This window comes from Rickettsiella endosymbiont of Litargus connexus (genome assembly GCF_964277335.1).
GTDB classification, from domain to species: Bacteria; Pseudomonadota; Gammaproteobacteria; order Diplorickettsiales; family Diplorickettsiaceae; genus Aquirickettsiella; species Aquirickettsiella isopodorum.
Map to the genome: position 1 here is coordinate 1,248,703 of NZ_OZ195516.1, position 26,243 is coordinate 1,274,945.

Sequence of the window (26,243 nt, forward strand, 5' to 3'; positions counted from 1 at the left end):
ATGGAACTAAATAGAGTAAGCAACCGAGAATTACAAACCAACCGCTCGTTCTAAACTGCGTTTTGTTTGCGGCCCTTCTAATACATGTCTCAATCGACCATCAGGCCCAATAACAAATGTGGTAGGCAAACCCGATATACCTCGTATTCCAAAACTAGCTTTCGGATCATTCACTAAGGTAGGAAATATAACACCGCTTTGTTGTATATGTTGCTGCAAATTACCTGGATCATCATAATTAAAGCCAAACATGGCCACCTGATCCGCATGTGCTCGATAAAATGCGTTTAATTCAGGTATTTCGCCCATACAATACTCACACCAAGTTGCCCAATAACTAATGACTACCCATCTACCTTTATAATTAGAAAAGTTAAAATCTCTTACAATACTAGCTCCCCATGCCAGACTAGATACACTTAACAAAATGCTGGTTAATAGCACTAATTTAAATATTTTACGCATACTATTCCTCGCAATAAACCAGGTTGTGACGCAACGCTTAATAATTTTATTAGGCTTTAAAACTTGAGTATTTTGAATCCCATTAAACTTCAATTTTTGAAATAACTCAAGTATTTACCTCCTGTTCAATATTCACGCAAGCAGATAAAACCATCAATTAAACTGACATCACTTTACGAAATTAAAAATTTAAATTTTGATAGTGCTTTCATTTTGGTAATGAGCTTGCTACCATGCCCGCTTTCGCTTAGGGGTGCTCGTCTCCTAAAACAAATCTTTTAGGAGACGAGCTGAGAAATACCCTTATATACCTGATCGGGATAATGCCCGCGTAGGAAAAGTGTATGTTAAAATCACCGGCTGTGTTGGTAAGCAACGCAAGTTTGCGCTATCAAGATAAAGTTCTTTTTAATCGACTAAATTTCCATTTGGCTGCAGGACAAACGACTTGCCTACTCGGTAGCAGTGGTATTGGCAAAAGTCGTTTTCTACAATTGATCGCCGGATTAAACACCCCATCGGCGCATATCACCACCTGCGATCAAAAAGGCTTGCTAGGTCGATTAGCTTACATGTCACAAACTAATACTTTATTACCTTGGCTAAACATTTTAAATAATGTTGTCTTAGGCCATCGCCTACGACGTAGCAACAAGCCTTACGACCAAGCCCGTAAATTATTAAAGCAATTAGGCTTAGGTGACATTTCAAATAAATACCCTGCACAATTGTCAGGTGGAATGCAACAACGCGTCGCTTTAGCACGAGTATTGTTAGAAAATCGGCCTATTGTATTAATGGATGAACCTTTTTCTGCCTTAGATGCCATTACTCGTTATCAACTACAAGAACTCACCGCACAAGCATTAAAAGATCGTACGGTATTATTAGTAACGCATGACCCATTAGAAGCATTGCGTTTAGGACATCATATTGCGATTATGTCTGGACAACCAGCAAAAATAGATTATATACATTGCAAATTTAATGATTCGCCACCGCGATCGCTTAATAATCCTGAATTATTACAATGGCAAGCCAAACTCTTGTATCGTCTACAGGAATTACAATAATGGTTCCAATTTTTTTACGTCACCGATTCATTAAGCGAATGACTCAACTACACACTTTTCTCTTGTCCACATGGACTTCAAAATTCTCTTCTAATAAACAGGTTTTTTTAAAAGTGTGCCCCTTATTTTTTCATAAAATTAGCATTCCCATAGGGTGTATTATCATCTGGGAATGTTTAATTCACTTTTTACAACTTCCAAATTATATATTACCCACGCCATTTGAAGTATTACAAAGTCTCATTAATCATGGCGCGTTAATTGGATCACAGACGTTACCAACACTGGCCGAAATTCTCTTAGGTTTATCTTTTGGAATTATATTAGGTGTCACTATTGCAATCAGTATGTGTTTATTTCGCACCTTGCATACCTTTTTACTCCCTTTATTATTGGCCAGCCAAGCTTTGCCAGTATTTGCCATTGCTCCCTTACTAGTACTTTGGTTTGGTTATGGTGTAACGGCTAAAATTATTACCACCACTTTTATGTTATTTTTTCCTGTTACTAATAATTTTCTCGATGGCTTAAAGCAAACACCGGAAAATTATTTAAACATCGCTAAGATTATGAATAGTAGTCGCTGGCAAATTCTGTATCAAATCCGTATTCCCGCCGCATTACCTAATCTTGCTTGCGGCATCCGGCTTGCAACTGCTATGGCGCCCTTAGGAGCCATTATTGGAGAATGGGTTGGATCCAATCAAGGGTTAGGTTTTTTATTGTTAAATGCTAACGCGCAAATGCAAATTGATCTCATGTTTGCGGTTTTGCTGGTTATATTTTTTTTAGGAATTTTACTTTATTACCTTGTTGATACTTTGATCAAACTGGTTCTGCCATGGACATTATTGCCTTCACATTGAAAAAAGACAAATTAATCAAAAAAAGAAACTTTTTATTTATGCCAATACAAAAAAAATTTATTATTCTAATGAGCTTTTTGCTATTCACTCGCACTGTCGTGGCTAAACCATTAACGTTAATTCTAGATTGGTTGGTTAATCCCGATCATGCGGCTATTTTTGTGGCAAAAGAACAAGGATTTTTTAGCCGAGAAGGAATACAAGTAAATATTATTGCACCGAGTAATCCTGATGATGGCCCTAAATTGGTGGCAGCAGGTCATGCTGATTTGGCCGTTAGTTATCAACCGCAATTAGTTATACAAGCTTCAAAAGGATTACCTTTAATGCGCGTAGCCAGTTTAATAAAGCAACCTTTAAACTGTTTGATAGTAAAAAAAAATGGGCCTATTCATCAGCTTACCGATTTAAAAGGCAAACGTATCGCTTATACATCACATGTTGAAGGAACGCTGATGTTAAGTGCCTTATTAGAAAAGGCGCACTTAACAATGAGCGATGTACAAACCATTAATGTGCAATATGATTTAACGCAAGCTCTATTAAGCAATCGCATCGACGCCGTTATTAATGTGATGCGCAACGTAGAACCTTTACAAATGCAATTTGCTCACCAGCCGGTAAAAATCTTTCCAGTCGAGTTAGCTGCCATTCCAACCTATGATGAATTAATTCTCATTGCCAATAAAAATAAATTAACTGACCCACGTCTGACTAAATTTTTGGCAGCACTCGACAAAGCAACTCTATACTTGCTCAATAACCCAGAAAAAAGCTGGCAAATATTTGCAAAAAACCATCCTGCCTTAAACAATGCGTTAAATCACCAAATTTGGCAAACTACTTTACCTTATATTGCACGGCATCCAGCTAATTTCAATAAAAAAGCCTATGCAAAATTTATGGTATTCCTATATCAAAAACAAATCATCTCGAAACCTTTAACAGCTAATAAATATGCTACGGAGTTGATCGATTAAAAAACTAAAGTTTGCAATAAATTTTTGTCGCTTGCAAAATAATCATGCAAGAAGATAGAAATTTCGTTACAATCGCCAACTATGTTGTCCAATCCTAATCATCACCTATTAAAATCGTTAAATGAGGCACAACAACAAGTCGTTGCTGCCGCACAGTCTCATTTGTTGGTATTAGCCGGAGCCGGTAGCGGAAAAACTCGCGTGCTAGTCCATCGTATTGCCTGGCTGATCAATGTGGAAAATATTTCTCCGCATAATATTCTTGCTGTCACTTTTACTAATAAAGCGGCGGGAGAAATGCGTCAACGCTTAGAAAATTTACTCGATATCCCGATGCGACTGATGTGGGTAGGTACGTTTCATGGGCTTGCTCATCGCTTATTACGTCAGCATTGGGAAGCCGCTGGATTACCACAAGCCTTTCAAATATTAGATAGTGATGATCAATATCGCGTCATTAAACGAATTTTGGTTAGCCTGAATCTTGATGAAACACAATGGGCACCGAAAAAAGTGCAATGGTTTATTAATCAACAAAAAGATGATGGAATAAGACCTAATCAAGTACCTAACGCAAATGATCCTTATACCAAAACCTTAGTTCGTATCTACCAATCCTATGAAGAAATCTGCACTCGGAATGGAGTTATCGATTTTGCAGAACTCATTTTACGTAGCTATGAGCTTTTTATTAAAAATCCAGATATTTTGCACCATTATCAAGAACGTTTTCGACATATTTTAGTTGATGAGTTTCAAGACACTAACACCATACAATACGCGTGGTTAAAATTATTAAGTAGTGGGAAAAACTATTTAATGATAGTCGGTGATGATGACCAATCGATTTATGGATGGCGTGGTGCGCGCGTAAAAAATATTCAAGATTTTATTCGTGATTTTCCAGATAATCAGGTGATACGACTCGAACAAAATTATCGTTCAACAGGCGTTATTTTAGCCGCTTCGAATGCCTTAATAACCCATAATGACGGCCGTTTAGGTAAAAAACTTTGGAGTAATGGTGGACAAGGTGATCTGATCTCACTTTACGGTGCGTTTAATGACTTAGATGAAGCACGATTTATTATAAACCAAATTAAGCAAGGCTTAAAAAAAGAACTACGACCTAATGAAGTGGCTGTTCTATATCGATCCAATGCTCAATCACGTGTATTAGAAGAGGCGTTAATATCAGCACAAATTCCTTATCGTATCTATGGTGGATTACGCTTTTTTGAACGTGCTGAAATCAAAGACGCCTTAGCCTATTTACGTTTAATTGGTAATCGCAATGATGATCCCGCTTTCGAACGCATCGTCAATACTCCGACACGTGGTATTGGTGATCAAACTTTACAAATGCTACGGTTGGAAGCGCGCTCTCAAGGTATTTCTTTATGGCAAGCAGCTGAATACTTATTAGCTAATCAAAGCTTGTCTTCGCGTGCAGCCAATGCATTAACTCTTTTTATCCAATTGATCAACAAAATAAATAACGAGACTCAGGCGTTAACGCTGGCAGAACAAACCGAACAAGTGCTTTATAGTAGTGGTTTGTTGAGTCATTACAAAAAAGAAAAAGGCGAACGTGGTCAAGCACGCATTGAAAATCTTGAAGAGTTAATCAATGCGACCAGACAATTTGTTCCTGAAGATAGTAGTATTTCTATTTTATCTGCCTTTCTTGCACATGTTGCATTAGAAGCGGGTGAGCATCAAGGAGACACTACACAAGAATGCGTGCAGTTAATGACCTTGCATTCTGCAAAGGGGTTAGAATTTCCCTGGGTATTTTTATGCGGAATGGAAGAAGGATTGTTCCCTCATCATATGTCTCATGAAGAACCGGGTCGTCTAGAAGAAGAACGTCGCTTGTGTTATGTCGGCATAACACGTGCGATGCGTAAATTATTCCTTAGCTATGCCGAAGTTAGACGTTTACATGGCAACGAAAGTCATCATCGACCGTCTCGGTTTATTTCAGAAATACCCAAAGAATTATTAGCAGAAATCCGTTTGCGTACCTCTGTTATTAGACCTACATCCGCATTAAAATCTGCAAAAAATTCTAATCGTGATTCGATGATAGGTGATACCGGATTACGCATTGGACAAACCGTCACGCACAATACCTTCGGTGAAGGGACCCTGATCGATGCCGAAGGACGCGGTGAGCACATGCGTCTACAGGTTAAATTTAACAATGCCGGTACAAAATGGTTAGTCGCAAGTTATGCCAAACTAACCGCAAAATAAATATACTCTTCGCACTTGAATCTTTGTCTGTGTTGCCGCTCAATTCGCAATCCTCATGTATCTTAAATACACTGTGGTTACTTCATTTCGCGGCGCCTTGACAAAAATCCAATTGCTGTGAGAATACCTATTGATTTCAATGATTTCGGCGTAATAAGACATAAAGTGCTCCTGCGCCACCATCTCGTGCTTGAGCAGAGGAAAAAGCTAACACCCACGGAATTTGCATTAACCAACAATAGACATGATTTTTCAGTTTAGCTCCCGATTGATTTAGCTTTCCTTTCCCATGAATGATGCGCACACAGATATAACTCTGTTCACGACTCTGTAACAAAAAATTGAGCACAGCCCTTCGCGCCTGCTCTACAGTCATTTGATGTAAATCAAGATAATCAGACTGACGGATATTCCCTCGTGTTAATTGTTTAATACGTTTATTTTGTAAACCTGGCCGACTAAAAAATAATCGATCTTCTGATCCTACTGTTAACTCAGTCGGGTCAAAAAGAAGTACAGCGATTTGATGCTTCTCATCTTTTTGATTAATTAACTTTGATTTATCAACCACAGAAATAACTTTTTTTGATTTAGCTTTTGTATGAAATGACTGTGACCGTTTTACAACTGACATCGCTTTCTTAAAAAACTCAAGATCCTCTTTATCAGGCGGAGCAGGTTTACTCATACACGAGGTACCTAGGTAAGAAAAATTTTCTGAAGCATTGCGTAAAAGTATTAGAATAAACTATTATTAACACTGTGTTTAAAATTTGACTAGGAAAGAGAGTGTCTTTTTCATTGATGAATCGATTAGGTTTAACCGCAAGCTTATTATTGATAAGTTTAGGCGGCCTTACTGCTTGTGCTAGCAATTATATCCGTGTACCTAATCCTGTACTATCGAACAATCAAAATTCTGCTATCTCCACATCAGCAGTTTCTAGCAATAATCTACAGCCTATTGCCTTACTTCTACCATTACAAGGTCCCTTAGCTAATATTGGTCAATCGGTAAAACAAGGTTTTTTGGCCGCTGCTGAGGAAAATGGATCATCACCGCGTATTATCCTCATAGACACCCGTGTTGGATCTTCGATACAAGCCGCTTATACCCAAGCCATAGCAAAAAACGCGAAAATAATTGTCGGTCCATTACTCAAACCTCAGGTGCAAAGTATTGCCAGTTTACAAACCAGCGTTCCTATTTTAGCACTGAACTATTTAAATTCTGATATTAGTACACCCCCTGAGTTATACCAATTTGGTTTATCCCCTATCGACGAAGCACAACAAGCCACAAATCATGCTTGGAAAAATGGTAACCGTTCTGCACTCATCATAACTGCCAATGGCAATTGGGGATCGCAGATTGGCGAAGCCTTCGCACAGCAATGGCAAACCTTAGGGGGAACTGTTGTCGGTCAACTTGTATTGTCGCAAAATCCTTCTGGTATAACCAAGCAAATGCGTCATTTTCTCCATTTTAAACCTCCGCATGATAGGCGCACCGATTTTGATGTGATTTTCTTAGCCAGTAGTCCGCAAATAGGTCGCCAAGTGAAACCTTTACTAAAATTCTTTTATGCCGGTGGCACACCGGTTTACGCTACCGCATCAATTTATAGTGGCATACCTGGATCCCAGCGTTTTGACAATGATTTGAATCAAGTTATCTTCTGCGCAGCTCCGTGGTCGCTACCTAACTGCAACATTGAACCTAATCTTTATCAGCAATTGAAGTCAGTTTCGCCTATGCATTTCAGTCGAAACAGTAAGTATTATGCTTTAGGTATTGATGCGTTTCATATTATTCAAGAACTGGGACGTCTAAACCAATCGCCACAACAAACATTGCAAGGTACAACAGGAATACTTTCATTAAATAAGCAACATCGCGTCGTACGCCAATTACCTTGTGCACAATTTCGACATGGAAGTTTAGTTCCTGTCAATTAATGACTAGGACCCTCCCTACAAAAAAATTAGGCCATCAAATCGAAGCTCTAGTTTGTGATTATTTACGACAACGAAAACTTAAATTCATTGAACGCAATTATCAGTGCCGCTTGGGCGAAATCGATTTGATTATGTCTGATCAATCTACATTGGTTTTCATAGAAGTTCGTTATCGACAACGTCACCACTTTGGCAGTAGCTTAGAATCAGTCAATTTAATTAAACAAAATAAAATTATTAAAACAGCAGAATATTATTTATTGTCCCAACATCTATCTGAGAAAATAACTTGTCGTTTCGATGTGGTGGGTGTTAAACCCCCAACTAATAAATTGCTAGGCAATATTTCCAAACTGGACTCGGCTCAAGTAGAATGGATAAAAAACGCATTCTCTAGGTAATCTATGAATCTATTAGCACGTATTAAAACCCATTTTTCTGAGAGCATACGCACAAAATCGGATGCAGCAGAAACGTTACCTGAAATTATTTTGGCAGCCAGTGAACTATTTGTTGAATGTCTCCTGAATAATAATAAAATTCTGGTTTGTGGTAACGGCGGCTCTGCGGCTGATTCGCAACATTTTGCCTCAGAAATGATTAACCGCTTTGAAACCGAACGTCCGAGTTTGCCTGCAATTGCCTTGACCACCGATACTTCAACGATTACCTCTATTGCTAACGACTATAGCTATAGTGAAATTTTTGCCAAACAGATTAGAGCCTTAGGTCAAGCAGGTGATATTTTATTAATTATTTCAACCAGTGGTAACTCGGAGAATATATTAAAAGCCTGTGAAGCCGCACAAAGTAGAGATCTAAAAATTATTGCGCTTACCGGCAAAGAAGGAGGTGCTTTAGCGGGATTATTGAGCTCCACTGATATTGAAATACGGGTTCAAGGAACATCGACTGCACGAATACAGGAAACACACCTATTGATCATCCATTGCTTATGTGATTTGATCGATAAGCAATTGTTTGGTTAACTTGCCCTTTTTTGTTAAAAAATAATTCCGACGTTGACTACATCTCTATAAGAACCAATACCCACATTTTGCTTAGGTGGTATTTGTCCATAAACAGGAATTATCTGCTTGGTACCCGTTCCTACACCAAACATAGCATCAACACCAATAACGTTGCCCCAATTAATCGTATGAGTTGGATTTTGTGTTAAAAGATATTTAATCACTGAATGATCAGGCCCTGACATACTGCGTAATCTTGTTGTTGCTGAATATCCTGATCCTTGATCTAAGGTCACGTAATAAGGAGTATGTAAAGTACAAAGTACTTTAAGTCGCGCTGTTGAATTGGTAGGAATAGATGAATCAGGATTGTATAAGCCAAATATTAATGGCGTAGCACGAATAGTACATCCACCTACTACGTCGACTCCAACCAACATCGATGTCCCATCAGCCGAAAACGCCGGATTTATATTCAATAAAAAAAATAAAAAGAAAATGCACAAATTGAATAGCGAACGCATGATTAACTCCCCCTTTCTGTCCACCCAATAATGGTCAGGATTGACAGAAAATTAATCCTTTTACTAACTAGACTTATAATGACAGGAAGAAGCTTAAAGTATCTTTTTTAGAAAATTAGCTTGAACCATAGCAAAAAATGTGCTTTCTATGCTTATGCTTTATTTAAACATAGTTCAACTTCCTCTTATTAAGACTAATAGAGGAACGGCTTATTATCCAGTACGTTAAGGATATACAGGGGTTAATAAGTAACGGTTACCAAAACAGAGTCGGTATAAGTTCCTGCTCCAACGGGTTGCAAAGCAGGTATTCGGCCAAAAACCGTATAATTTCTAGTCACAGGCCCTATTACTATTGCCGTATAAGAATCACTAATTGTCACTGTGCCAGCAGTACCATCTCCCCAGATTGAAGCAAATCCTGCTGTTGTGTACAAATTATAATTTAAATGGACACCTAACAAATTCATAAAACGCGGTGTATAAGTCGTACTATTTCCCTTAGCCATACTTATTACATAAGAAGCGGTAAAGATGACTAATGCTGAACAAGTCACTGCCACATTTCCATTCGCAGTTTTTGCGGTTGGGGATGTAGTAATATAAGTACCAAATGTAACGGCTGTGGTTGCAACTGAACAAGAGCAGCCTAACCCTGAACAAGTAGCATAAACAGAATAGCTATAAAAATTGCATAAACATAAAATAATCACATGTAACCAATATCGTTCAATTTGTTTTAGTAACACGGTACATCTCCTAACTCGATAATCGGATCATTGGTATTAGGTAAGCGGACTGAAAAATAATACACATGATTTTCCCAATTAACTGAACCTTCTAAAAGTCGATCTTTAACTTCAGGGATGTAAACTTCACCGTCATATCCAACAGGAAAGGTTTCACAATTGCTATCATTATTTAATATAAACTCTGCCCCTACAGGCATAAAATTACCACTAGGGGTCCTTAAGTGTAACTCCACACCCTGCATACGCTTAACTGAGAACTCTGCTAAAACACCACTATGTAAATAAGGTATGACATTTTCACGTGTGACATCGATCTGTGTATCTAATGGCAATGTTGTCGGTTCTATTTCCACGCTATTTTCTTGATAGGGCAATAATTCAGTGATTAATAAATTTCCATTTCTGTCCGTCTTACCCATGAGTTGATTTTCATAAAATACATCCACACCAGGAAAATTGGGAACTTTTACCAAAGCAAAACTTTGAGTGAGTTTACGTGCTAAAAAGCCATTCCCTGCAAAATAAATGGCGCTACCACTTGCATCCACTTCATAACTCGCTTGACCACGTCCTTGGCCTACACGAGCTGTATAAGCACCAATTTCATTTTGCAGAGTCACATCAGCACCTGCATAACGATTACTATTATTGCTAGCAAATACGTTATAACCATAGCCTTTGCCTAATGGCACTGGTTTAGCAAATTGCAACAGATCTTGTAATTGATGATTTTGCCAAGTGATAGAGTTATTAACGTAATGATTAACATCAGGTGCAAAAACGAGAGTCAGAAATGCTTGATTAGTTTGTGAATCACGCAAATCGCCGACAAAACCTAAACTTAAAGAAATATTTTTAAATAAATTATGGCTATACGTTGCTGTCAGCAATCGCGCTGTTGGAGTATTGGATATCCCATTAGCCGTATTAAAATTTCGACTATTAACCATCGTAAAACTGGTACTAAGCGACCCATAATCTTCTAAGCTGTACCCTAAAAATAATTGATTCACAACGCTTGGCGGTGAGGTATTAGGTTGTGTGCCTAGTTGTATATAATTTAAAGTAGTTAAGCTAGTATTAAAGCCATAACTCAACTGTGGACCTTGACGAATAAAACCTAAACCGAATAAACCCCCACCGCCTGAATTATTATGTCCTCCTGCCACAGCTAAAGACGCTACTCCATAATTATTCAATAAATAATTAGCAGAAAAACCTATTGTTTGCTGATCAAATAATACCTCTGCATGCCCACCTAAAGTCAGATTGTTAGTAATGCCGCGTTGATAAGTCCCCACAGCTAAAAAGCGTCCATAATCATTACTATTCACACCATAATTATCGCGTACAAATCCCGCTTCATAGGAAAAATCAACTAAATTAGGTTTCAGCAATTGAGGACTCGCATAGTAAGAAAAGCTCACCACTTTACTACGACCAAGCAAATCTTGTGTCACCACATTCACCGTACCCGCTCCAGAAATAACGGGAATATTATTAAATATATACGGGCCGTTATTCACTATTTGTTGTTGGTTTAAAACACTATTCACAAAAACATCCACTTTGCTGGGAATAGATGCTTCCCCCTGATAACCCGGTAATGGAAATGTAACTAAATTAGGTTGCGTATTAAAATTAGTGGCGTATTGAATTCCAGCAAAACGTGCCGCACCACTCCAATAGGTTGAACCTGTAATCGCATCTCCAAAGCGCCAGCTTGCAATTTTTTCTGGTTTATCTAGTGTCCAGGTTGTATTTAAACGGACTAATTTACTGGATTGGTTAGTTAATAGTGTAATATTATTTGCGTATTTGTTATATGCAAGCACATCCGCCGTTCCCACGCCTAAACGATTAAATAAACCTAAGCCCATTAATGCCGAAAGATTAGTTTGATTGACTCCGGGACTATTATTTCTTAAGGCAACCGCATCATAATTAAGAAATGCTCCTGGATCTTTTGGACGCAAAGCACCGAGACGCTTGCTTAAAGGATCAAAGGTTTGAATAGCAAATAATCCTGCGGGGGCAGAGATTGTTAACTGCATCGCATATTGATCTAATTGATAGTTAACATCGGGATACCAATCAAGTTTATATAAATGTTCTCTGTGGTATTTTAAGGGAGCATGGGAGCTAAATTGTATCTCCCATTGACGTAAATCACTTTCTTCAATCCAGATCTCACCTGATGAATCTTTAAAACACTGTGTAACGCCAGGCAATAAAGCTTCATTCAGCTTTATTTCAAGCAACAATGGAACCATAATAATTTTAGCTTTTTCTTTTAGTGCTTGTTTCGCTGAAAATTCCTTTTCTAGCTTTGCCCTACTTTCTGTGCTTATTAAAGAAAAAATTATAAAACATGCAACTAATACTAATTTAAAGCCGATGCAAAGCCGATTGTTTAGTTTGTCCATTAATATTTGATTTAATATCCGTATAGTTAATATTAGAATCGCCTTTTACTATCCAAGAATGAGAACAGCGCGGTAAAATATAAGAAAAAGTTGAATGTTTTTTCATTATTGATCCGTATGGTTTATTAGACAATAATTGCCATTGATTTACAAATAAAGAAACGTTTCCATCATTGTATAAATTCAATTTAATATGATGTGCATCTAAAGTCTTGGTTGACCAAATCCCATTCTCAACAATACGTTGTGGCTGAACAAATAAAGGAAGTGATATATCCATTAAAAAATACAGTGTCTGACCTAATTTTTTTTGTCTAGGCTGTTGGACTTCTTTCAAATGCACTCGGTAGGCTTTTTGCACTGTATTATAGATAGGATGCCTTAAAGCAAAACGGATAACCTGAGTTTTATGCGCGGGTAATATGAATAAAGGCGGTGTCAGTAAGATGTCATGAGAAATCTTATAGATATTTCTACCATTAGGACTTTGTTGCCAGTCTAGTAAACTTAATTGTAATAAGCTACGTTCATTGCTTCGATTAGTAACTTTAACCACACCTATTCTTTGATTGGAAGATAAAAAAAGTTGAACGGGCGTAACCTCTAAAATGTTCGCGAAAACATCTGAAATGAATAGACTCCCTAGAATGAAAAAACAAACACTGCGGTATATTAAATTCATTTTTAAAATTATCCTTATATCCTTTCTACAATCTATTTTTCTCGACATTCATTAAAGATTATTAAATCCAATATACAATAAACACCCGCAGCTAGAATGCTAGCGGTAACAAATTTAACAAGAACTATTTATATTAAAAACGCGCAGTTCCAGATAAAAAAATTGCAATCGAAGCACGTTTTTCTGAATATTGCAAAGAGTATTTATTTCAACTAAAAACTTTGAGTGCGATCCTGTTTTATAAATAAAAAGCTAATAACCAAACATTAATAAGTAATAGTGATTAATACTGTATCATTATAACTACCGCTAACAGGTGTTAATCCTGCGACTATTCGCCCAAAGGCTGTAAGTGTTTGGACTGCACCAGAACCGGTCCCTGCAGCTGTATCGGTTCCTATTACATTCCCCCAATTTAGGGTACGACCTGCATCCCGATAAAGTGCGTATGCAAGGGTTCCAGAAGGTACTCCGGTCATCAGTCGATTAGTGGTTGTTGCGCCAGAACCGGTTCCTGGACCTAAAGAAACAGTATAAGGCGTACCATTCGTACAGTTAACTTCGATCGTACCTGTCGCATCATTTTGGACCCCAGTATAATTACCAAAGTTCACCGACGTGATATTGCCAAAGATACAAGCCGCGTTGACTGTCGCATTGATGGGTAAATTTCCAGTCGTTGTCGCAGCGAATACAGGCTGACTCACTAGTGGGATTAATAGTGCAAAAAAAACGTTTTGTGCTTTGAACATAACTGATTTCCTTATCAAATAAAAATCCTGCAGCACAAGCAAAGAATATAATGCTTTAACAAACTGATCAAGCAAAAAATCTATCGACTTAATAATTGAACATAAAGTAATCTAATAATCATTTTTATGTAAGGTACGCAAAACCTATTTAAAATGTTACAAAAATAGTCACTCGATCTAAATAAGTACCTGCGTCGACTGATTGATTGCTCGGAATTTCCCCATAAATAGTAATCACTTCCGCAGATCCTGTTGCTATCTGATGCAAAGTATTTTGGCCAATTACCGTTCCATACATATGTTGATGACTGGGATCTTGAAAAAGATTGTAATTGAGTTGCTGGCTTCCTCCTTGTTTGGTTAACAACCGATGGAATTCTGATGCACCTGCGCTTTGTCCTTTATCAATGCCTATATCATAAGCAAGATTTGGTATGCATGTCACTGTAACAGTACCGGTAGCATAGTCTGGATTAGAAGTTAGTGGATAATAATTAGGGAATTTTAGGTTTGTTGTTGAATCAAATGTACAATTCGCTCCACCACCTACGGTAGCCATCACCGCTAGTGTATTGTTAATAGTTACACACATCGCATCTTGAAGAACTAAAAAAAGCAAAAACCCGATTGCAAACTTGATCAAAGAAGAAAGCATAATACCCCCAATGAGACCTAAAGCTTTTATAGTTTTTTATAGCTTTGTTTGATAATTAGTTTTTTATTAAATCAGCTGTTTTTAGGTCGCTTATATAAATATGCGAAATAATTTATAATCGTTAATTTATTCTAGTGAATATTTGCCGATTTAACGAATAAGGCTGGTTTTATGCTTGAAGAAATAATGAGTAAAAATAACACCGTTGATCTCATCGACCTTAGACTCATTCGAATTAGTGGTAAAGATGCTAAACCATTCTTACAAGGTCAATTGACTTGCGATTTGGAAGAAATCAGTACAGAGCAAAGCCGATTAGGCGCACACTGTGATATTAAGGGACGAATCATTGCAAATTTTCGGTTGTTTTTTTACCAAAATGACTATTATTTTTTGTTACCTTGCAGTACGCTGCCACTTTTATTAACTTCCTTACAAAAATATGCGATTTTTTCGAAAGTAGTATTAACAGAGGTCAGTAAAGATTGGCAAAAAATCGGCCTTTACGGCCCTTCTATAAAGAATTTTCTTAATGAACAGGCGTTATACTCAGCCAAGGAAAATGGAATGGCAGAATCTGATCATAAGCTAAGTTTATCTATTCCAGGGCCTGTGCCCCGCACCGTTTTGCTAATTCCTAGTACTGCCCCTTTCAGCTTTACCGATACCCAATTTGAGCAGCAAAGTGTCAATCACTGGCGTTTATTAGATATTATGACTGGAATTCCGACTATTTACGCTGAAACGAGTGGTCAATTTACACCCCATCAACTGAACCTGCCTGAGCTAGGTGGCGTTAGTTTTAACAAAGGCTGTTATATTGGTCAGGAAATTATTGCTCGCACTCATTATTTGGGAAAATCAAAAAGTCGACTTTATCGAGTGAGTTTTGAAACCAATAGCTCCATCCTGCCAGGAACCCCACTATTTGATAGTGATCAAAAGATCAAAAAAGGCACTCTGATTATGTGTGCAAAAGAACTGAGTAATCGCTACCAGGCCTTAGTCTGTTTGCAAACTCAAGCGATTTCCCATAGTATCAGAATAGAGACTCTTGAAGGTCCAGTAATAAAATTTTTAGAACTGTCCTATTCTACTAACTAGAACTAATAATATGCTTACAACGCACAAAAAAATATTGGGTTTAATTCTATTATTGGGGATGAGTAATGTGTTGGCCGGTACTCCTTCTAACAATACCTTCCCTTCCAAGCTTAACAATCCAGAAAGCAAAGCCATTGAATTTGCTAAACAAGCAGGATCAATCGCAGGTGTCGCACAGGCTTGTGGCCAGAATCTAGGAGATTTTTCTGCAAGAATTACCGAAGCGATTAATAAGTTATCTAATGGCCCCGCTGATCAAGCGGCAGCTGTTCTAGTCTATCAACGTATTAGCCAAGAAGCGCAAATGGCTGAGAGAAAAAGCCAAACTATCCCTTGCATGAAGGTTTTACAAGATTTTCGAAACTTACCCATCATGAAATCCGACTACAAAGCTAAGGTTATCAATCAACTCAGCCCTTAGAATCTGAAAGCAAATAGTTTAAACTTCTAACTGTTGTGGATTCGAGTCACGAATAAAAAATAATAAGATTAAAGCCAATAAAATATAAACCGGTAAGATGCTTAATGCATGGCGATAATCTATCGCTGAAAAATAATGTACATCTGCTAGCAACTTGCCATGCCAATTTGCATCTAATAATTTTCCTATCAGTGGTTGGGTTAACGCACTAAAAATAATATCGCCTGTATTTATTAAGGCGATTATCGTCGCCGCAACGGTTATTTTATTTAATTCTCTACCCAACGCAAAACCGAGCATAAATGCACCTGTACTAAAACCAAATATAAATAACAAAGTACCCAATAACCAAAGAGGCAAATAATTCACATAAATAATCAGTGTAATGGTCACTAAGGCTACAAATGCATTAATCAACATCACTGGAACACGTTTATTTAATCGATCCGACCATAAGCCTAATAACGGGCTACCAAAAGCCAAACCTAAAAAAATTAAAGAAGTCAATACAGCCGCTTGCGTGTGCGTAGCGTGATAGCTTACTTTTAAAAAAGGAATACACCAAAGACCAGCAAAAGCATCAATGGGCGAAAAAGCCAATCCACTATAGAGTGTGATAAGCCAATTTTGTTTATTATTCAACACCATCCAGACATCATGAAATGAAAATTTTTCTACTGTTCCTGTTTCACTTAGTACTCCAGCCGGCTTATCACGAACGATAAAATAATATAAACCGGCTAAAATTAATCCACTCACGGCGCACAAATATAAACTTTGTCGCCAACCGAAAGTATTAACCGCAAAAGATAAAGGGACCTCACCTGCAATGGCACCTAGCATAGCTGCCGTAGCCAATAATCCACCCACAAAGGCAAATTGATTTGGCTTAAACCATAAACTGGTCATTTTCATATAACTAACAGTAGCAAAAGCCGCACCGACACCGATTAAAACCCTAGAGCAAATCGCTATATTTAAACTATGTGCCTTAGAAAAAATATAAATACCTATGGCACATAAAAGGATAGCGAGAGTAGTTAATAGACGTGGACTATAACGATCTAATAAAACACCTACAAAAAGTTGAGCTAACAAAAATGAATAAAAAAAACTAGCCGCCAAATTACCTAATCCGGTTCCTTGTATTTGAAATATATGCATCAATTCTTCAGTCATGATACTAGGAGAAACTTGCAATATATATTTATAAAATAAAAAAGCGGCTGCTAGTGCAATCACTAACCAGGGATACCAATGATGGGCAGTAAAATGTTTTTTCTCGCTCTGCATAACGCACTAAACCTTAAATTTTATTTAGCGGAGTATTATGTCATTATTAGTCAAATTTTGCACTTCTTATCAATTGACAATCCAAAAAAAATTGAATTGCTCCCGCCTTTTAGAGTTGATAATTTATGTGGAAGCATTTCTTCGATTTTAATCAATATTTTTTGTTTTTCCCTTCCTGGAAAATGAAGGCGTATAATGCGACTTATTTCTGCCCCGGTGGCACAGTTGGATAGCGCAGTCCCCTCCTAAGGGACAGGTCGCCGGTTCGAATCCGGCCTGGGGCACCAATTTTTTGCAAGGCCATAAAAAATGACTCGCTTCTCAAAGAGGTCTACTGCTATTGATACAATCCTACGTAAGTTATGGCTACGTTGAATAAAACAGCTACATTACAAACTTTGGATTTTGTGGGCAAACAATTCGTTATTCAAGCCACTCATGCTGTAAATCATCGCGAATTAAAAATTGGTAATGATTATAAACAACCCGCTCCAGATTATGTTATGCTACAGTTAGATAAAATAACAGGAAGTTAAAATGAAAGATTATCGCTTCTACTTATGGATAGCTTACCTCTCGACAGCCGCTATTCTCTTAATTAATCTGTTAACTTCCCTGATTCGGTATTATAAATTATTTAAGAAAAAACGTCGTATTACGTCATTAATTCCCAAAAAATAATGTTAAAAATTTGGCAGAAAAAAAACTTTTTGGCTTATTTACTATGGCCATTATCATTTGTTTACGGCATTTTTATTTCTTTACGCCGTAAACTTTATCAGATGCATTTTTTAAAAATAAGTTATCTCTCGGTCCCCGTCATCGTCGTCGGAAATATTACTATTGGAGGAACAGGTAAAACACCCGTTGTAATACGACTTGCTCGGTTTTTAAAAGAAAAAGGCTGGCGGCCAGGGATTATCAGTCGCGGCTATGGGGGTAATACGCAGCATTTTCCTTGTTTAGTACATCAAAATAGTAATGCCCGTGAAGTAGGTGATGAACCTTTATTGATTGCACAACACACTGCCTGTCCAACCATTATCGATCCGAATCGTAGCCGCGGTGCTAAAAATTTACTAAAGCGTTCAAATTGCAATATTGTCATTAGTGATGATGGCCTACAACACTTAAGCTTAGGTAGAAATATAGAAATTGTTGTCGTCGATGGTGAAAGACGTTTTGGAAATAATTTTTGTTTGCCTGCAGGACCACTACGTGAACCTGCTTCGCGTTTGAACTCGGTCGATTTCATCGTCAGCAAAGGAACCGCTCGAGTTAATGAATTTAAGCTGTCCTTAATTCCCGATTATTTTTATCCGCTTATTCAACCTAAAAATACCTATACCGCAGCGCATTTTCAAAATAAAAAAATACATGCCGTAGCTGGAATTGGTAATCCTAGTCAATTCTTTAACTCATTACGTAAACTAGGCCTTCAGATCATTGAACACCCTTTCCCGGACCATTACTTATTTAAGCCTCGCGATTTTAACTACGGTAAGGATGCCATTATAATAATGACTGAAAAAGATGCCGTAAAATGTGTAGGTTTTGTTGATGCCAGGCTTTGGTGCTTAAGAACAAAAACAGAGTTAGACAACCAATTTCTAAATGCCCTATTGAATCGAATTACTGCAATAGATAAAAATCTAAAATCTTCTTTAAACTAGTTTTAATATCGATATGTGGCTGCCAAGCAAGTTGCTGTTCAGCCCGTTTAATCGATGGCATACGACGCGCTACATCTTGATAGCCCTCTCCATAATACTTATCTGAATTTATTGTTTGTAATTGAACTTTTTTCGCATAGCCGGCATAATTTGGGTAAGTTTTAATTAGCTCTAATAATAATTCGGCTAATTCGCGAATTGAAATATCGTTCCTCGGATTACCAATATTAAAAATAGCTTGATCAGCACATCCCTTTTCATTCGTAATGATTTTTAATAAACAAGCTATACCATCGTCAATATCAATAAAGCTACGTCTTTGTTGCCCTCCATTTACCAGTTGAATCGCTTCACTCCTTAATATATTTCCGATAAATTGACTGACAACTCGAGAGCTCCCTGGTTTAGGATTGTGCGGATCATCAAGCTTGGGTCCTAACCAATTGAATGGTCTAAAAAGCGTATAACATAATTCGTTTTTTAAACCGTAAGCATGAATCACTCTATCTAGCAGTTGTTTACTACAGGAATATATCCAACGAGGTTTATTGATAGGTCCTAGCACAAAATTACTGGTCTCTTCATCAAATATTTCATCGGTGCACATTCCGTAAACTTCAGAAGTAGAAGGAAAAACAATACGTTTTTTATGTTTAACACACAAACGAATTATTTTTAAATTAGCTTCAAAATCAAGCTCAAAGATACTTAAAGGATTTTTTACATAGCTTGCCGGAGTAGCAATAGCAACCAAAGGGAAGACAACATCACAATTTTGAATCTGTTGTTCTATCCATGCGACTTCATGATTCATGTCGCCTTTTTTAAAGGTAAGACGTGGGTGCTTAAGAAACTCTCTGATTTTGTTATCGGTTAAATCCAAACCGATCAGATGCCAATCTGTTTTCTCTATACAATGCTCTAACAGGCTACTGCCAATAAAGCCATTGATCCCCAGAATTAATATTTTTAAACTCATATTTTACTACTTAAACTTAGTTATATTTTTTAAAAACGCAAAAGAGCGAGAGTCTTCAATTGCACGATGCTGACTAACAAACCTATTCATTCGTATCATCAATAATTTTTCTAATAACATAACGGGGTCGATGACGCACCTCTTGGTAAATACGTCCAATATATTCACCCATAATACCTAAACCCATTAACATTATTCCCATTAAGAAAAAAACTATTGCAAACAACGTAAACACACCTTCCACTTCGGGCCCAATAATAATCCGTCGTAAAAACAAATAGACAACAAAAAAGCTACTTAACATTGAAATAAATAATCCTAGCATGGTAAAAATCTGTAATGGCAATAAAGTAAAACTCGTCATCCAATCAAAATTCAAACGTAACAAACGATAAAGATTATATTTAGACTCACCCGATTTACGTGCATCGTGCGCAACTTCAATTTCAGCAGGAGATATCGAAAGCCTATAGGCTTGTGCTGGAATGAATAAAGAAGTTTCCTTACTCGCTATCATTAAATCAATCAGTGAACGTCGATAGGCTCTTAACATACAACCTTGATCACTCAAACGAATCTTAGTCATCTTATAGCGCAACCAATTGTTTATGATAGAGGCATAACGCCGAAAAAAAGTATCTTGTCGATTTTTTCGTATACCCCCTACATAATCATGACCTTTTTCAATGAGATTAACTAACCGATAAATTTCCTCAGGTGGATTTTGTAGATCCGCATCTAAAGTAATAATAATTTCTCCTCTTACACGTTCAAAACCTGCCATCAAGGCCATATGTTGGCCAAAATTACCATTAAAATGAATAATACGGATTTGTTCCGGGCGCCTTTTTTGTAGTTCATTCAATTGATTGTAGGAATCATCCTCACTTCCATCATTAACAAGGATAATCTCGTGGGGTTTATCTAACTTGTCTAATGCCGCAATCACCCGCTGATACAGTTGTTCCAAGTTTTCGGACTCATTATAAACAGGTATAACCACACTGATATAGGGTTTATTCATTTTGCTAATCCTCTTTATCATTAATACTATTTTTTATTTTCTTTTTTTCGATAGGATAATTGCTTAATAAAACATTTTGTGGTGTCTTTGCAAGCAAATAAATTCGATATTTTTTTTGTTTATTAATCTGTTGATAAACTTCTTTGCTAGTTATCATATAAATACGCTGCGAACTATTCCATGCAGGCCAGAAATTAGCATCTTTTAGCATCCACTGGCTAGTATCTTGGTGTTGCATCCCAAAAGCTAATTCCCCATCCACATTGACTGTAAATACCCGTTGATTCAAATAAAAAGGCAAATCTTGATAATAATTATGGTAGGCCACTATTTTATCATTAGGCTTTAATAAAGGCTTGAGCACTGCGACTAAGGGCTTTATGGAGCGAGTATCCAACTGAGGAATGCTAACAGAAACAATCGTAAAACTAACCACACTGCCTATTGCCAAGCTTGTAAATGCCATGCTAGATTTTTTACGAATAGCAAATAAGCTTGCTACTATACTAGCTAATAGAAAAACACTATAACTTGTTATCAAAAAAAGTCTTGTGCTTTGTGACAACTTAATAGAAGCATCGTTTATTAAACAGAAAATACCCATTCCTCCTAAACCTAACCAAATCAAAGGCACAGCGATATAACCCCATATAATATTCCAACTTCGTTGCCAGTAAGTAGAAAGATAATGACCCACTAATAATGCCAGTGCAGGAAAAATAGGTAATATATAGGGTATTAATTTGGAATGTGAAAAGGAAAAGAAAGTAAAAATGATACCTATCCAGAGTAAAAGAAAAATATAGCTATTTTTTTCTTTAAATTGTTGCCAATTTCCAGGAAAGTGACTCAGTATGGCTTGAGGTAAAAAACATATCCAAGGTAAAAACCCGGCGACAAAAATTGGAATAAAATACCAATTGGGTTGATAACGCTCTGCAATTAAAGTGGAATAACGCAAAAATTGCTGGTTAATAAAATAGAATTGAAAAAACTCAGGATTTCTTGCCTGGACTAAAATATGCCAAGGTAAAACTAGTAATAAAAATAATACAATTCCACTAGGAAGATAAGATTGCTTCAACAAATGCCATTGATTAGAGAATAATATCCAAAATCCAATAATCATAGTTGGAAATACTATGCCGACTAGTCCTTTTGTGAGCACCGCTAAGCCTGCAAATAGATAAGCGCTATAAAATAACCATCGACGACTTAAGCTAGGCGGCTGATTGGCAGCAAGTAAAAAAGCTAACAAACTTCCCGATAAACAGGTCGATAAGGTCATATCGAGTGTTACCATCCGCGCTAATGTAAAATAGAGCAGACTGGAAGCAAGGATAATGGCACTTAATAACCCGGCTCGTCTTTCAAAAAGAATTCGACCCGATGCATAAACGAATAAGCAACCTAATAATGCCACAATAGCGTTAGGTAAACGAACCGTCCATTCGCTAATAGCCGGCAAATAGCGACTTCTTTTAGACTTATTCAATGCGTGTTTTGTTCGGATAATCAGTGGATTAAAGACTTTTATCGCACCGGCTTGTAACCAGTAAAATAAGGGAGGCTTTTCAAAATATTTAACTCCATTCAGATGTGGTGTGACAAAATCATGTAGAACCAACATTTCTCGTGGAATTTCAGCGTATCTCGCTTCATCCGGCACACTCAGTGGCCTAGTTCCTAAAAATAAACTGAATGCTAAAGCAATACCCACTGTCAGTAAGATTAAATCAAAATACCAGCTTCCTTTACTGGGTTTAGCTTGAATGATCGACATTTTTACCACTGCCTATTTTGGATAGGATTGAGAAAGCAGGAAGTACTTCAAGATACCGATTCCCATCTTGAAGTACAATGAATATAATAGGGCAAATTTATAACGGTTCTAGAGAGGAAAAGCAATGAAAAAGCAACACATCGCCGTAGTTTTATCGGGATGCGGGGCCTTAGATGGCAGTGAAATTCATGAGTCCGTACTGACTTTGCTAGCTTTAGATCGTGCTGAACTAGCCTATCAATGTTTAGCTCCTAATCTATCTCAAACCCGCGTAGTCAATATGATTGATGGTAAAACTCAAGAGCATGAGAAAAGAAATATACTGGAAGAATCCGCTCGTATTGCACGTGGAAAAATTAAGGACATTGCCTTAGCTAATGCCGATGACTATACCGCAATGATCTTTCCGGGTGGTTTCGGCGCCGCATTAAATTTGTGTAATTTTGGTTTGAATAAAGAAAATTATTCCATACAAGCGGATGTTTTTAAATTTGCTAAAGCTATGGTAGAAGCAAAAAAACCTGCCGGATTTATTTGTATTGCACCGGTTTTAGCGCCAAAGCTTTATCCAGCCGGTATCAAAATAACCATAGGACATGATAAGGCCATTACAGAGATATTAGAAAAACTAGGTGCCCAACCTATTCCATGTGCCGCCACAGACTGTGTCGTGGATAAAACTCATAAATTAGTTAGCACGCCAGCCTATATGTTAGCTCGCTCAATTAAAGAAATAGCGATGGGTATTGAATGTTTAGTAAAAGAACTCTCTCTATTGTTGAATACATAATCTCTTTTCCCAATGAACCGATTTAGACCGATACGCAGTTTTGTACATCGTCAAAAAAAACTAAGTCAACGCCAACAGCTCGCTTTTTCTGCCTTATCTGATCAAAACAACTTATTAACCCCCATAGATTTTAAACGCTTATTCGAACGCCAAGCATGCATTATATTAGAAATTGGTTTTGGGATGGGTAATAGTTTATTGGAGCAAGCGCTACGACACCCAGAAAATAATTATCTAGGGATAGAAGTTCATCGACCGGGAATCGCATTACTCTTAACACAAATCGAAAAATTTAAGCTGAAAAATATTAAAGTTATTTATGCAGATGCCACAGAAATTTTAGCTCACTCCATCCCTAACTATAGTTTAGATGTAGTACAAATTTTTTTCCCTGATCCCTGGCCAAAAACCCGGCACCATAAACGACGATTGGTACAAGCAAAATTTATTGAATTATTACATGAAAAGCTTAAATTAAATGGAAAATTACATCTCGCCACGGATTGGCAAAATTACGCTCAACATATGTTAAAAATTATGGAAAATACACCACAATGGCAAAACACTGCTGAGAAAAATCAGTTTACACCCAGACCCCCTACAAGACCGATGACTAAATTTGAAAAACGAGGACAACAACTAGGTCATGCTATCTGGGATCTCGTTTTTATTACACTTTAATCTTTTTTTATTATGTTAATCACTCATAAACATAGCGAGTAAATTATTATAAAAGCGTTTGCCAAATTCTGTCGTTTCCATTGCAAATGTATCATAGGTAAGCAAACCTTGTTGTTTCGCTTTGTGTAAAATAGGCTGAATACTTGAAAAAAATAATCCTGTTCGTTGCTGAAATAATTCTGCTGGGATCTTTTGAAAAAGCCTTAACGCGTTTAACATAAATTCAAAAGGCAATTCTTTGGCTAAAATAAATTTTTCTTCCGCTAAAAAATGACTCTTCTGTGATAAGTAAGTTTTTGGATTTTTTTGTTTCCAAGCACGCTTAATAGTCATTTTTTTATTATCGGTTAGTTTACTGTACGCACCTGCACCAATGCCTATATAATCACCAAATTGCCAATAATTACGATTATGATTGCAATGATATCCCTCTTTACTAAAAGCAGAAATTTCATAGTGTTCATAAGCTTTTTCACTAAAAATTTCTTCGCCTCGTTCTTGTAACTCCCCCATCGTTTCTTCTAATGGTAATTGCGGCGGCCTTTGATAAAACTCAGTATTTGGTTCAATCGTCAATTGATACCAAGAGATATGTGTGGGTTCCAATGAAAAGGCAATCTGCAAATCTTTTAAGCCTTCCATGATACTTTGTTCCGGCAAACCATGCATAAGATCGAGATTAATATTAGTAAATCCTGCTTTTTTAGCTGCAATGACGGCTTGAATCGCTTCATCTCCATCGTGAATACGACCAAGGCGCTTTAGTTTTTCAGTTGAAAAACTTTGAATACCTAATGAAAGTCGATTGATACCTGCTTCACGATAAGCATAGAACCGCTGATATTCTACCGTTCCTGGATTTGCTTCTAACGTTATTTCGATAACATCAGAAAACTTTAAGCGTTTAGCAAGTTCTACTAACAAATAGTTAAGTGTGTCGGGTGAAAATAAACTAGGAGTACCTCCACCCATAAAAATACTGGTGATGGGTCGATCGGGCAACTTTTCAAGATCTTGCTCTAAATCCGCAATCAATGCATTGATATAATTTTTTTCTGGCAACTCTGATAACAAAGTATGTGAGTTAAAATCACAATAAGGACATTTTCGAATACACCAGGGAAAATGAATATAGAGCGACAAAGGCGGTAAAGTTAGCATACATCTTGAGATATGAGAATAATACAAATTTTACTAAAATAGCGGCATGATTATACCATGGGCAAGCTCAATTTTTGCTTTAATTGATAAAAATCTGTCCAAGGGTCATGTTTAAGCTGAGCTAATCGCTGAGGCAAGTTTTTTACGGTGAAGCTATCCGATTTAATTCGAGCATTTAATTCCTCCCAAGCCAAAGGAGTAGCTACGGTGGCATTTTCCTTAATACGAGTTGAATAAGGCGCAATGCTGCTAGCACCGCGTTGATTTCGAAGATAATCCACAAAAATCTTTCCTCTACGCTTTGTTTTGCTCATATTCGCAACAATAAGTTGTGGATTCTGTATAGACAAATACTTTACAAACGTATGGGAAAATACTTTTATTTTATCCCAACTATACAATCGTTTAATAGGCACTACAACATGTAGTCCTTTACTACCGGTTGTTTTAACAAAACTTTTCAAGTTAAGCTTCTGTAAATGATCTTTGACTAAAAAAGCAGTTTCAATAACGCTTTTCCATTCGACTTGCAATCCCGGATCAAGATCGAATGTAATAAAATCGGGTTTTTCTATTTTATCAATTTGACTAGCCCAAGGATGAATTTCTAAAACCCCTAATTGTATTAAAGCCATTAAACCAGACTTATCCTTAATATAAAGATATGGCTCCGATTTATCGGTTTTATCTGGCAAAGTTACCGCATACAGATCCTGCGTTGCTGTCGTTAAATGTCTTTGATAAAAACATTTTTTCTTTTGACCGTTGGGACACCGCAACAATGTTAATGGCCGTTTTAAAATATAAGGCAATATCCAATTTGCTACGGTATTATAATAATTGGCTAAATCTAATTTAGTGAGGTTTACTCCGGGATATAATAATTTATCGGGGTGAGATAAATGAAAGTTTATTAATGCCCTGCTATTTTTAGCTAATTTTCTCCTATTGAGCTGACGCATTTCTTTAG

The 26,243-nt window shown here is 37.0% G+C and carries 28 protein-coding genes, 1 tRNA gene and 1 riboswitch; of the genes, 15 read left to right on the forward strand and 14 right to left on the reverse strand.

Going from position 1 to position 26,243, the window contains the following annotated elements; all coding sequences use genetic code 11:
• Positions 1-30 precede the first annotated feature (30 nt).
• Positions 31-465: a TlpA family protein disulfide reductase gene (locus ACICP9_RS05470; protein WP_395497404.1), complete on the reverse strand. Its 435-nt coding sequence runs from the start codon at positions 463-465 to the stop codon at positions 31-33.
• A gap of 239 nt (positions 466-704) precedes the next feature.
• Positions 705-820, forward strand: a riboswitch (TPP riboswitch).
• On the opposite strand from ACICP9_RS05470, the gene ACICP9_RS05475 reads away from it, so the two are divergent.
• The 4 genes from ACICP9_RS05475 to uvrD all read left to right on the forward strand — a co-directional run bounded on the left by ACICP9_RS05475 (position 810) and on the right by uvrD (position 5,643).
• A complete protein-coding gene (locus tag ACICP9_RS05475) occupies positions 810-1,538 on the forward strand; it encodes an ABC transporter ATP-binding protein (protein WP_395497406.1) in 729 nt (242 codons plus the stop codon). (Overlaps the previous riboswitch by 11 nt.)
• Complete coding sequence (locus tag ACICP9_RS05480) at positions 1,538-2,404, forward strand: ABC transporter permease (RefSeq protein WP_395497408.1); 867 nt, start codon at positions 1,538-1,540, stop codon at positions 2,402-2,404. The genes ACICP9_RS05475 and ACICP9_RS05480 overlap by 1 nt, the downstream gene beginning before the upstream one ends.
• 38 nt (positions 2,405-2,442) lie before the next feature.
• Complete coding sequence (locus ACICP9_RS05485; RefSeq protein ID WP_395497410.1) at positions 2,443-3,384, forward strand: ABC transporter substrate-binding protein; 942 nt, start codon at positions 2,443-2,445, stop codon at positions 3,382-3,384.
• A gap of 81 nt (positions 3,385-3,465) precedes the next feature.
• On the forward strand, positions 3,466-5,643 hold the full coding sequence (gene uvrD, locus ACICP9_RS05490) for a DNA helicase II (protein WP_395497412.1): 2,178 nt from the start codon (positions 3,466-3,468) through the stop codon (positions 5,641-5,643).
• Positions 5,644-5,779: 136 nt separating this feature from the next.
• Here the strand turns inward: uvrD and ACICP9_RS05495 are convergent, their stop codons facing one another.
• The gene (locus tag ACICP9_RS05495) at positions 5,780-6,331 is read right to left on the reverse strand and encodes a Smr/MutS family protein (protein WP_395497413.1); all 552 of its coding nucleotides are present in this window, start codon (positions 6,329-6,331) and stop codon (positions 5,780-5,782) included.
• Positions 6,332-6,432: 101 nt separating this feature from the next.
• Between ACICP9_RS05495 and ACICP9_RS05500 the strand changes: the two genes are divergently transcribed.
• Genes ACICP9_RS05500 through ACICP9_RS05510 form a run of 3 tightly spaced genes read left to right on the forward strand, consistent with a single transcriptional unit; the run spans position 6,433 to position 8,591 of the window.
• Positions 6,433-7,602, forward strand: a complete 1,170-nt coding sequence (locus ACICP9_RS05500; protein WP_395497415.1) for a penicillin-binding protein activator — start codon at positions 6,433-6,435, stop codon at positions 7,600-7,602.
• Positions 7,602-8,003 (forward strand): YraN family protein, encoded by a 402-nt coding sequence (locus tag ACICP9_RS05505; protein ID WP_395497417.1) that lies wholly within the window; start codon positions 7,602-7,604, stop codon positions 8,001-8,003. The genes ACICP9_RS05500 and ACICP9_RS05505 overlap by 1 nt, the downstream gene beginning before the upstream one ends.
• Positions 8,004-8,006: 3 nt before the next feature.
• On the forward strand, positions 8,007-8,591 hold the full coding sequence (locus tag ACICP9_RS05510) for a phosphoheptose isomerase (protein ID WP_395497419.1): 585 nt from the start codon (positions 8,007-8,009) through the stop codon (positions 8,589-8,591).
• Between the two features lie 14 nt (positions 8,592-8,605).
• On the opposite strand, the gene ACICP9_RS05515 is transcribed toward ACICP9_RS05510, so the two are convergent.
• The 6 genes from ACICP9_RS05515 to ACICP9_RS05540 form a co-directional block, all read right to left on the reverse strand.
• Positions 8,606-9,097, reverse strand: a complete 492-nt coding sequence (locus ACICP9_RS05515) for a spore coat U domain-containing protein (protein WP_395497421.1) — start codon at positions 9,095-9,097, stop codon at positions 8,606-8,608.
• A gap of 242 nt (positions 9,098-9,339) precedes the next feature.
• Complete coding sequence (locus tag ACICP9_RS05520; RefSeq protein WP_395497423.1) at positions 9,340-9,846, reverse strand: spore coat U domain-containing protein; 507 nt, start codon at positions 9,844-9,846, stop codon at positions 9,340-9,342.
• On the reverse strand, positions 9,837-12,275 hold the full coding sequence (locus tag ACICP9_RS05525) for a fimbria/pilus outer membrane usher protein (RefSeq protein WP_395497425.1): 2,439 nt from the start codon (positions 12,273-12,275) through the stop codon (positions 9,837-9,839). Before ACICP9_RS05525 ends, ACICP9_RS05520 begins: the two co-directional genes overlap by 10 nt.
• The gene (locus ACICP9_RS05530) at positions 12,238-12,957 is read right to left on the reverse strand and encodes a molecular chaperone (protein WP_395497427.1); all 720 of its coding nucleotides are present in this window, start codon (positions 12,955-12,957) and stop codon (positions 12,238-12,240) included. The genes ACICP9_RS05525 and ACICP9_RS05530 overlap by 38 nt, the downstream gene beginning before the upstream one ends.
• Positions 12,958-13,223: 266 nt before the next feature.
• A complete protein-coding gene (locus ACICP9_RS05535) occupies positions 13,224-13,709 on the reverse strand; it encodes a spore coat U domain-containing protein (protein ID WP_395497429.1) in 486 nt (161 codons plus the stop codon).
• 148 nt (positions 13,710-13,857) lie between these two features.
• Entirely contained in the window at positions 13,858-14,364 is a 507-nt protein-coding gene (locus tag ACICP9_RS05540) for a spore coat U domain-containing protein (RefSeq protein ID WP_395497431.1), read from the reverse strand.
• 171 nt (positions 14,365-14,535) lie between these two features.
• Between ACICP9_RS05540 and ACICP9_RS05545 the strand changes: the two genes are divergently transcribed.
• Positions 14,536-15,468, forward strand: coding sequence for a YgfZ/GcvT domain-containing protein (locus ACICP9_RS05545; RefSeq protein WP_395497433.1), 933 nt, complete (start codon positions 14,536-14,538; stop codon positions 15,466-15,468).
• Positions 15,469-15,478: 10 nt separating this feature from the next.
• Positions 15,479-15,889 (forward strand): hypothetical protein, encoded by a 411-nt coding sequence (locus ACICP9_RS05550; protein ID WP_395497435.1) that lies wholly within the window; start codon positions 15,479-15,481, stop codon positions 15,887-15,889.
• Positions 15,890-15,907: 18 nt separating this feature from the next.
• On the opposite strand, the gene ACICP9_RS05555 is transcribed toward ACICP9_RS05550, so the two are convergent.
• Positions 15,908-17,182 (reverse strand): MFS transporter, encoded by a 1,275-nt coding sequence (locus ACICP9_RS05555; RefSeq protein ID WP_395497437.1) that lies wholly within the window; start codon positions 17,180-17,182, stop codon positions 15,908-15,910.
• Positions 17,183-17,392: 210 nt separating this feature from the next.
• On the opposite strand from ACICP9_RS05555, the gene ACICP9_RS05560 reads away from it, so the two are divergent.
• The 4 genes from ACICP9_RS05560 to lpxK all read left to right on the forward strand — a co-directional run bounded on the left by ACICP9_RS05560 (position 17,393) and on the right by lpxK (position 18,855).
• A tRNA-Arg gene (locus ACICP9_RS05560) sits at positions 17,393-17,469 on the forward strand.
• Positions 17,470-17,544: 75 nt separating this feature from the next.
• Entirely contained in the window at positions 17,545-17,718 is a 174-nt protein-coding gene (locus tag ACICP9_RS05565) for a hypothetical protein (protein WP_395497439.1), read from the forward strand.
• Position 17,719: 1 nt separating this feature from the next.
• Positions 17,720-17,863, forward strand: a complete 144-nt coding sequence (gene ccmD, locus ACICP9_RS05570; RefSeq protein WP_071662705.1) for a heme exporter protein CcmD — start codon at positions 17,720-17,722, stop codon at positions 17,861-17,863.
• Positions 17,863-18,855, forward strand: coding sequence for a tetraacyldisaccharide 4'-kinase (gene lpxK / locus ACICP9_RS05575; RefSeq protein ID WP_395497441.1), 993 nt, complete (start codon positions 17,863-17,865; stop codon positions 18,853-18,855). The genes ccmD and lpxK overlap by 1 nt, the downstream gene beginning before the upstream one ends.
• Here lpxK and ACICP9_RS05580 read toward each other — a convergent pair.
• The 3 genes from ACICP9_RS05580 to ACICP9_RS05590 form a co-directional block, all read right to left on the reverse strand.
• The gene (locus ACICP9_RS05580; protein ID WP_395497443.1) at positions 18,815-19,834 is read right to left on the reverse strand and encodes a bifunctional UDP-4-keto-pentose/UDP-xylose synthase; all 1,020 of its coding nucleotides are present in this window, start codon (positions 19,832-19,834) and stop codon (positions 18,815-18,817) included. The genes lpxK and ACICP9_RS05580 overlap by 41 nt on opposite strands.
• 82 nt (positions 19,835-19,916) lie before the next feature.
• Positions 19,917-20,858 carry a glycosyltransferase gene (locus tag ACICP9_RS05585; RefSeq protein WP_395497445.1) on the reverse strand — a complete coding sequence of 314 codons (942 nt, stop codon included), beginning with the start codon at positions 20,856-20,858 and terminating at the stop codon, positions 19,917-19,919.
• 4 nt (positions 20,859-20,862) lie between these two features.
• A complete protein-coding gene (locus ACICP9_RS05590; protein ID WP_395497447.1) occupies positions 20,863-22,641 on the reverse strand; it encodes a glycosyltransferase family 39 protein in 1,779 nt (592 codons plus the stop codon).
• Positions 22,642-22,765: 124 nt separating this feature from the next.
• Between ACICP9_RS05590 and elbB the strand changes: the two genes are divergently transcribed.
• Both elbB and trmB read left to right on the forward strand, forming a co-directional pair.
• Entirely contained in the window at positions 22,766-23,431 is a 666-nt protein-coding gene (gene elbB, locus ACICP9_RS05595) for an isoprenoid biosynthesis glyoxalase ElbB (protein ID WP_395497449.1), read from the forward strand.
• 12 nt (positions 23,432-23,443) lie between these two features.
• On the forward strand, positions 23,444-24,112 hold the full coding sequence (trmB, locus tag ACICP9_RS05600; protein WP_395497451.1) for a tRNA (guanosine(46)-N7)-methyltransferase TrmB: 669 nt from the start codon (positions 23,444-23,446) through the stop codon (positions 24,110-24,112).
• Between the two features lie 15 nt (positions 24,113-24,127).
• Here trmB and hemW read toward each other — a convergent pair whose 3' ends face one another.
• Positions 24,128-25,273: a radical SAM family heme chaperone HemW gene (gene hemW, locus ACICP9_RS05605; protein ID WP_395497453.1), complete on the reverse strand. Its 1,146-nt coding sequence runs from the start codon at positions 25,271-25,273 to the stop codon at positions 24,128-24,130.
• Between the two features lie 50 nt (positions 25,274-25,323).
• A complete protein-coding gene (gene ligD / locus ACICP9_RS05610) occupies positions 25,324-26,235 on the reverse strand; it encodes a non-homologous end-joining DNA ligase (protein ID WP_395497455.1) in 912 nt (303 codons plus the stop codon).
• Between the last annotated feature and the right edge of the window lie 8 nt (positions 26,236-26,243).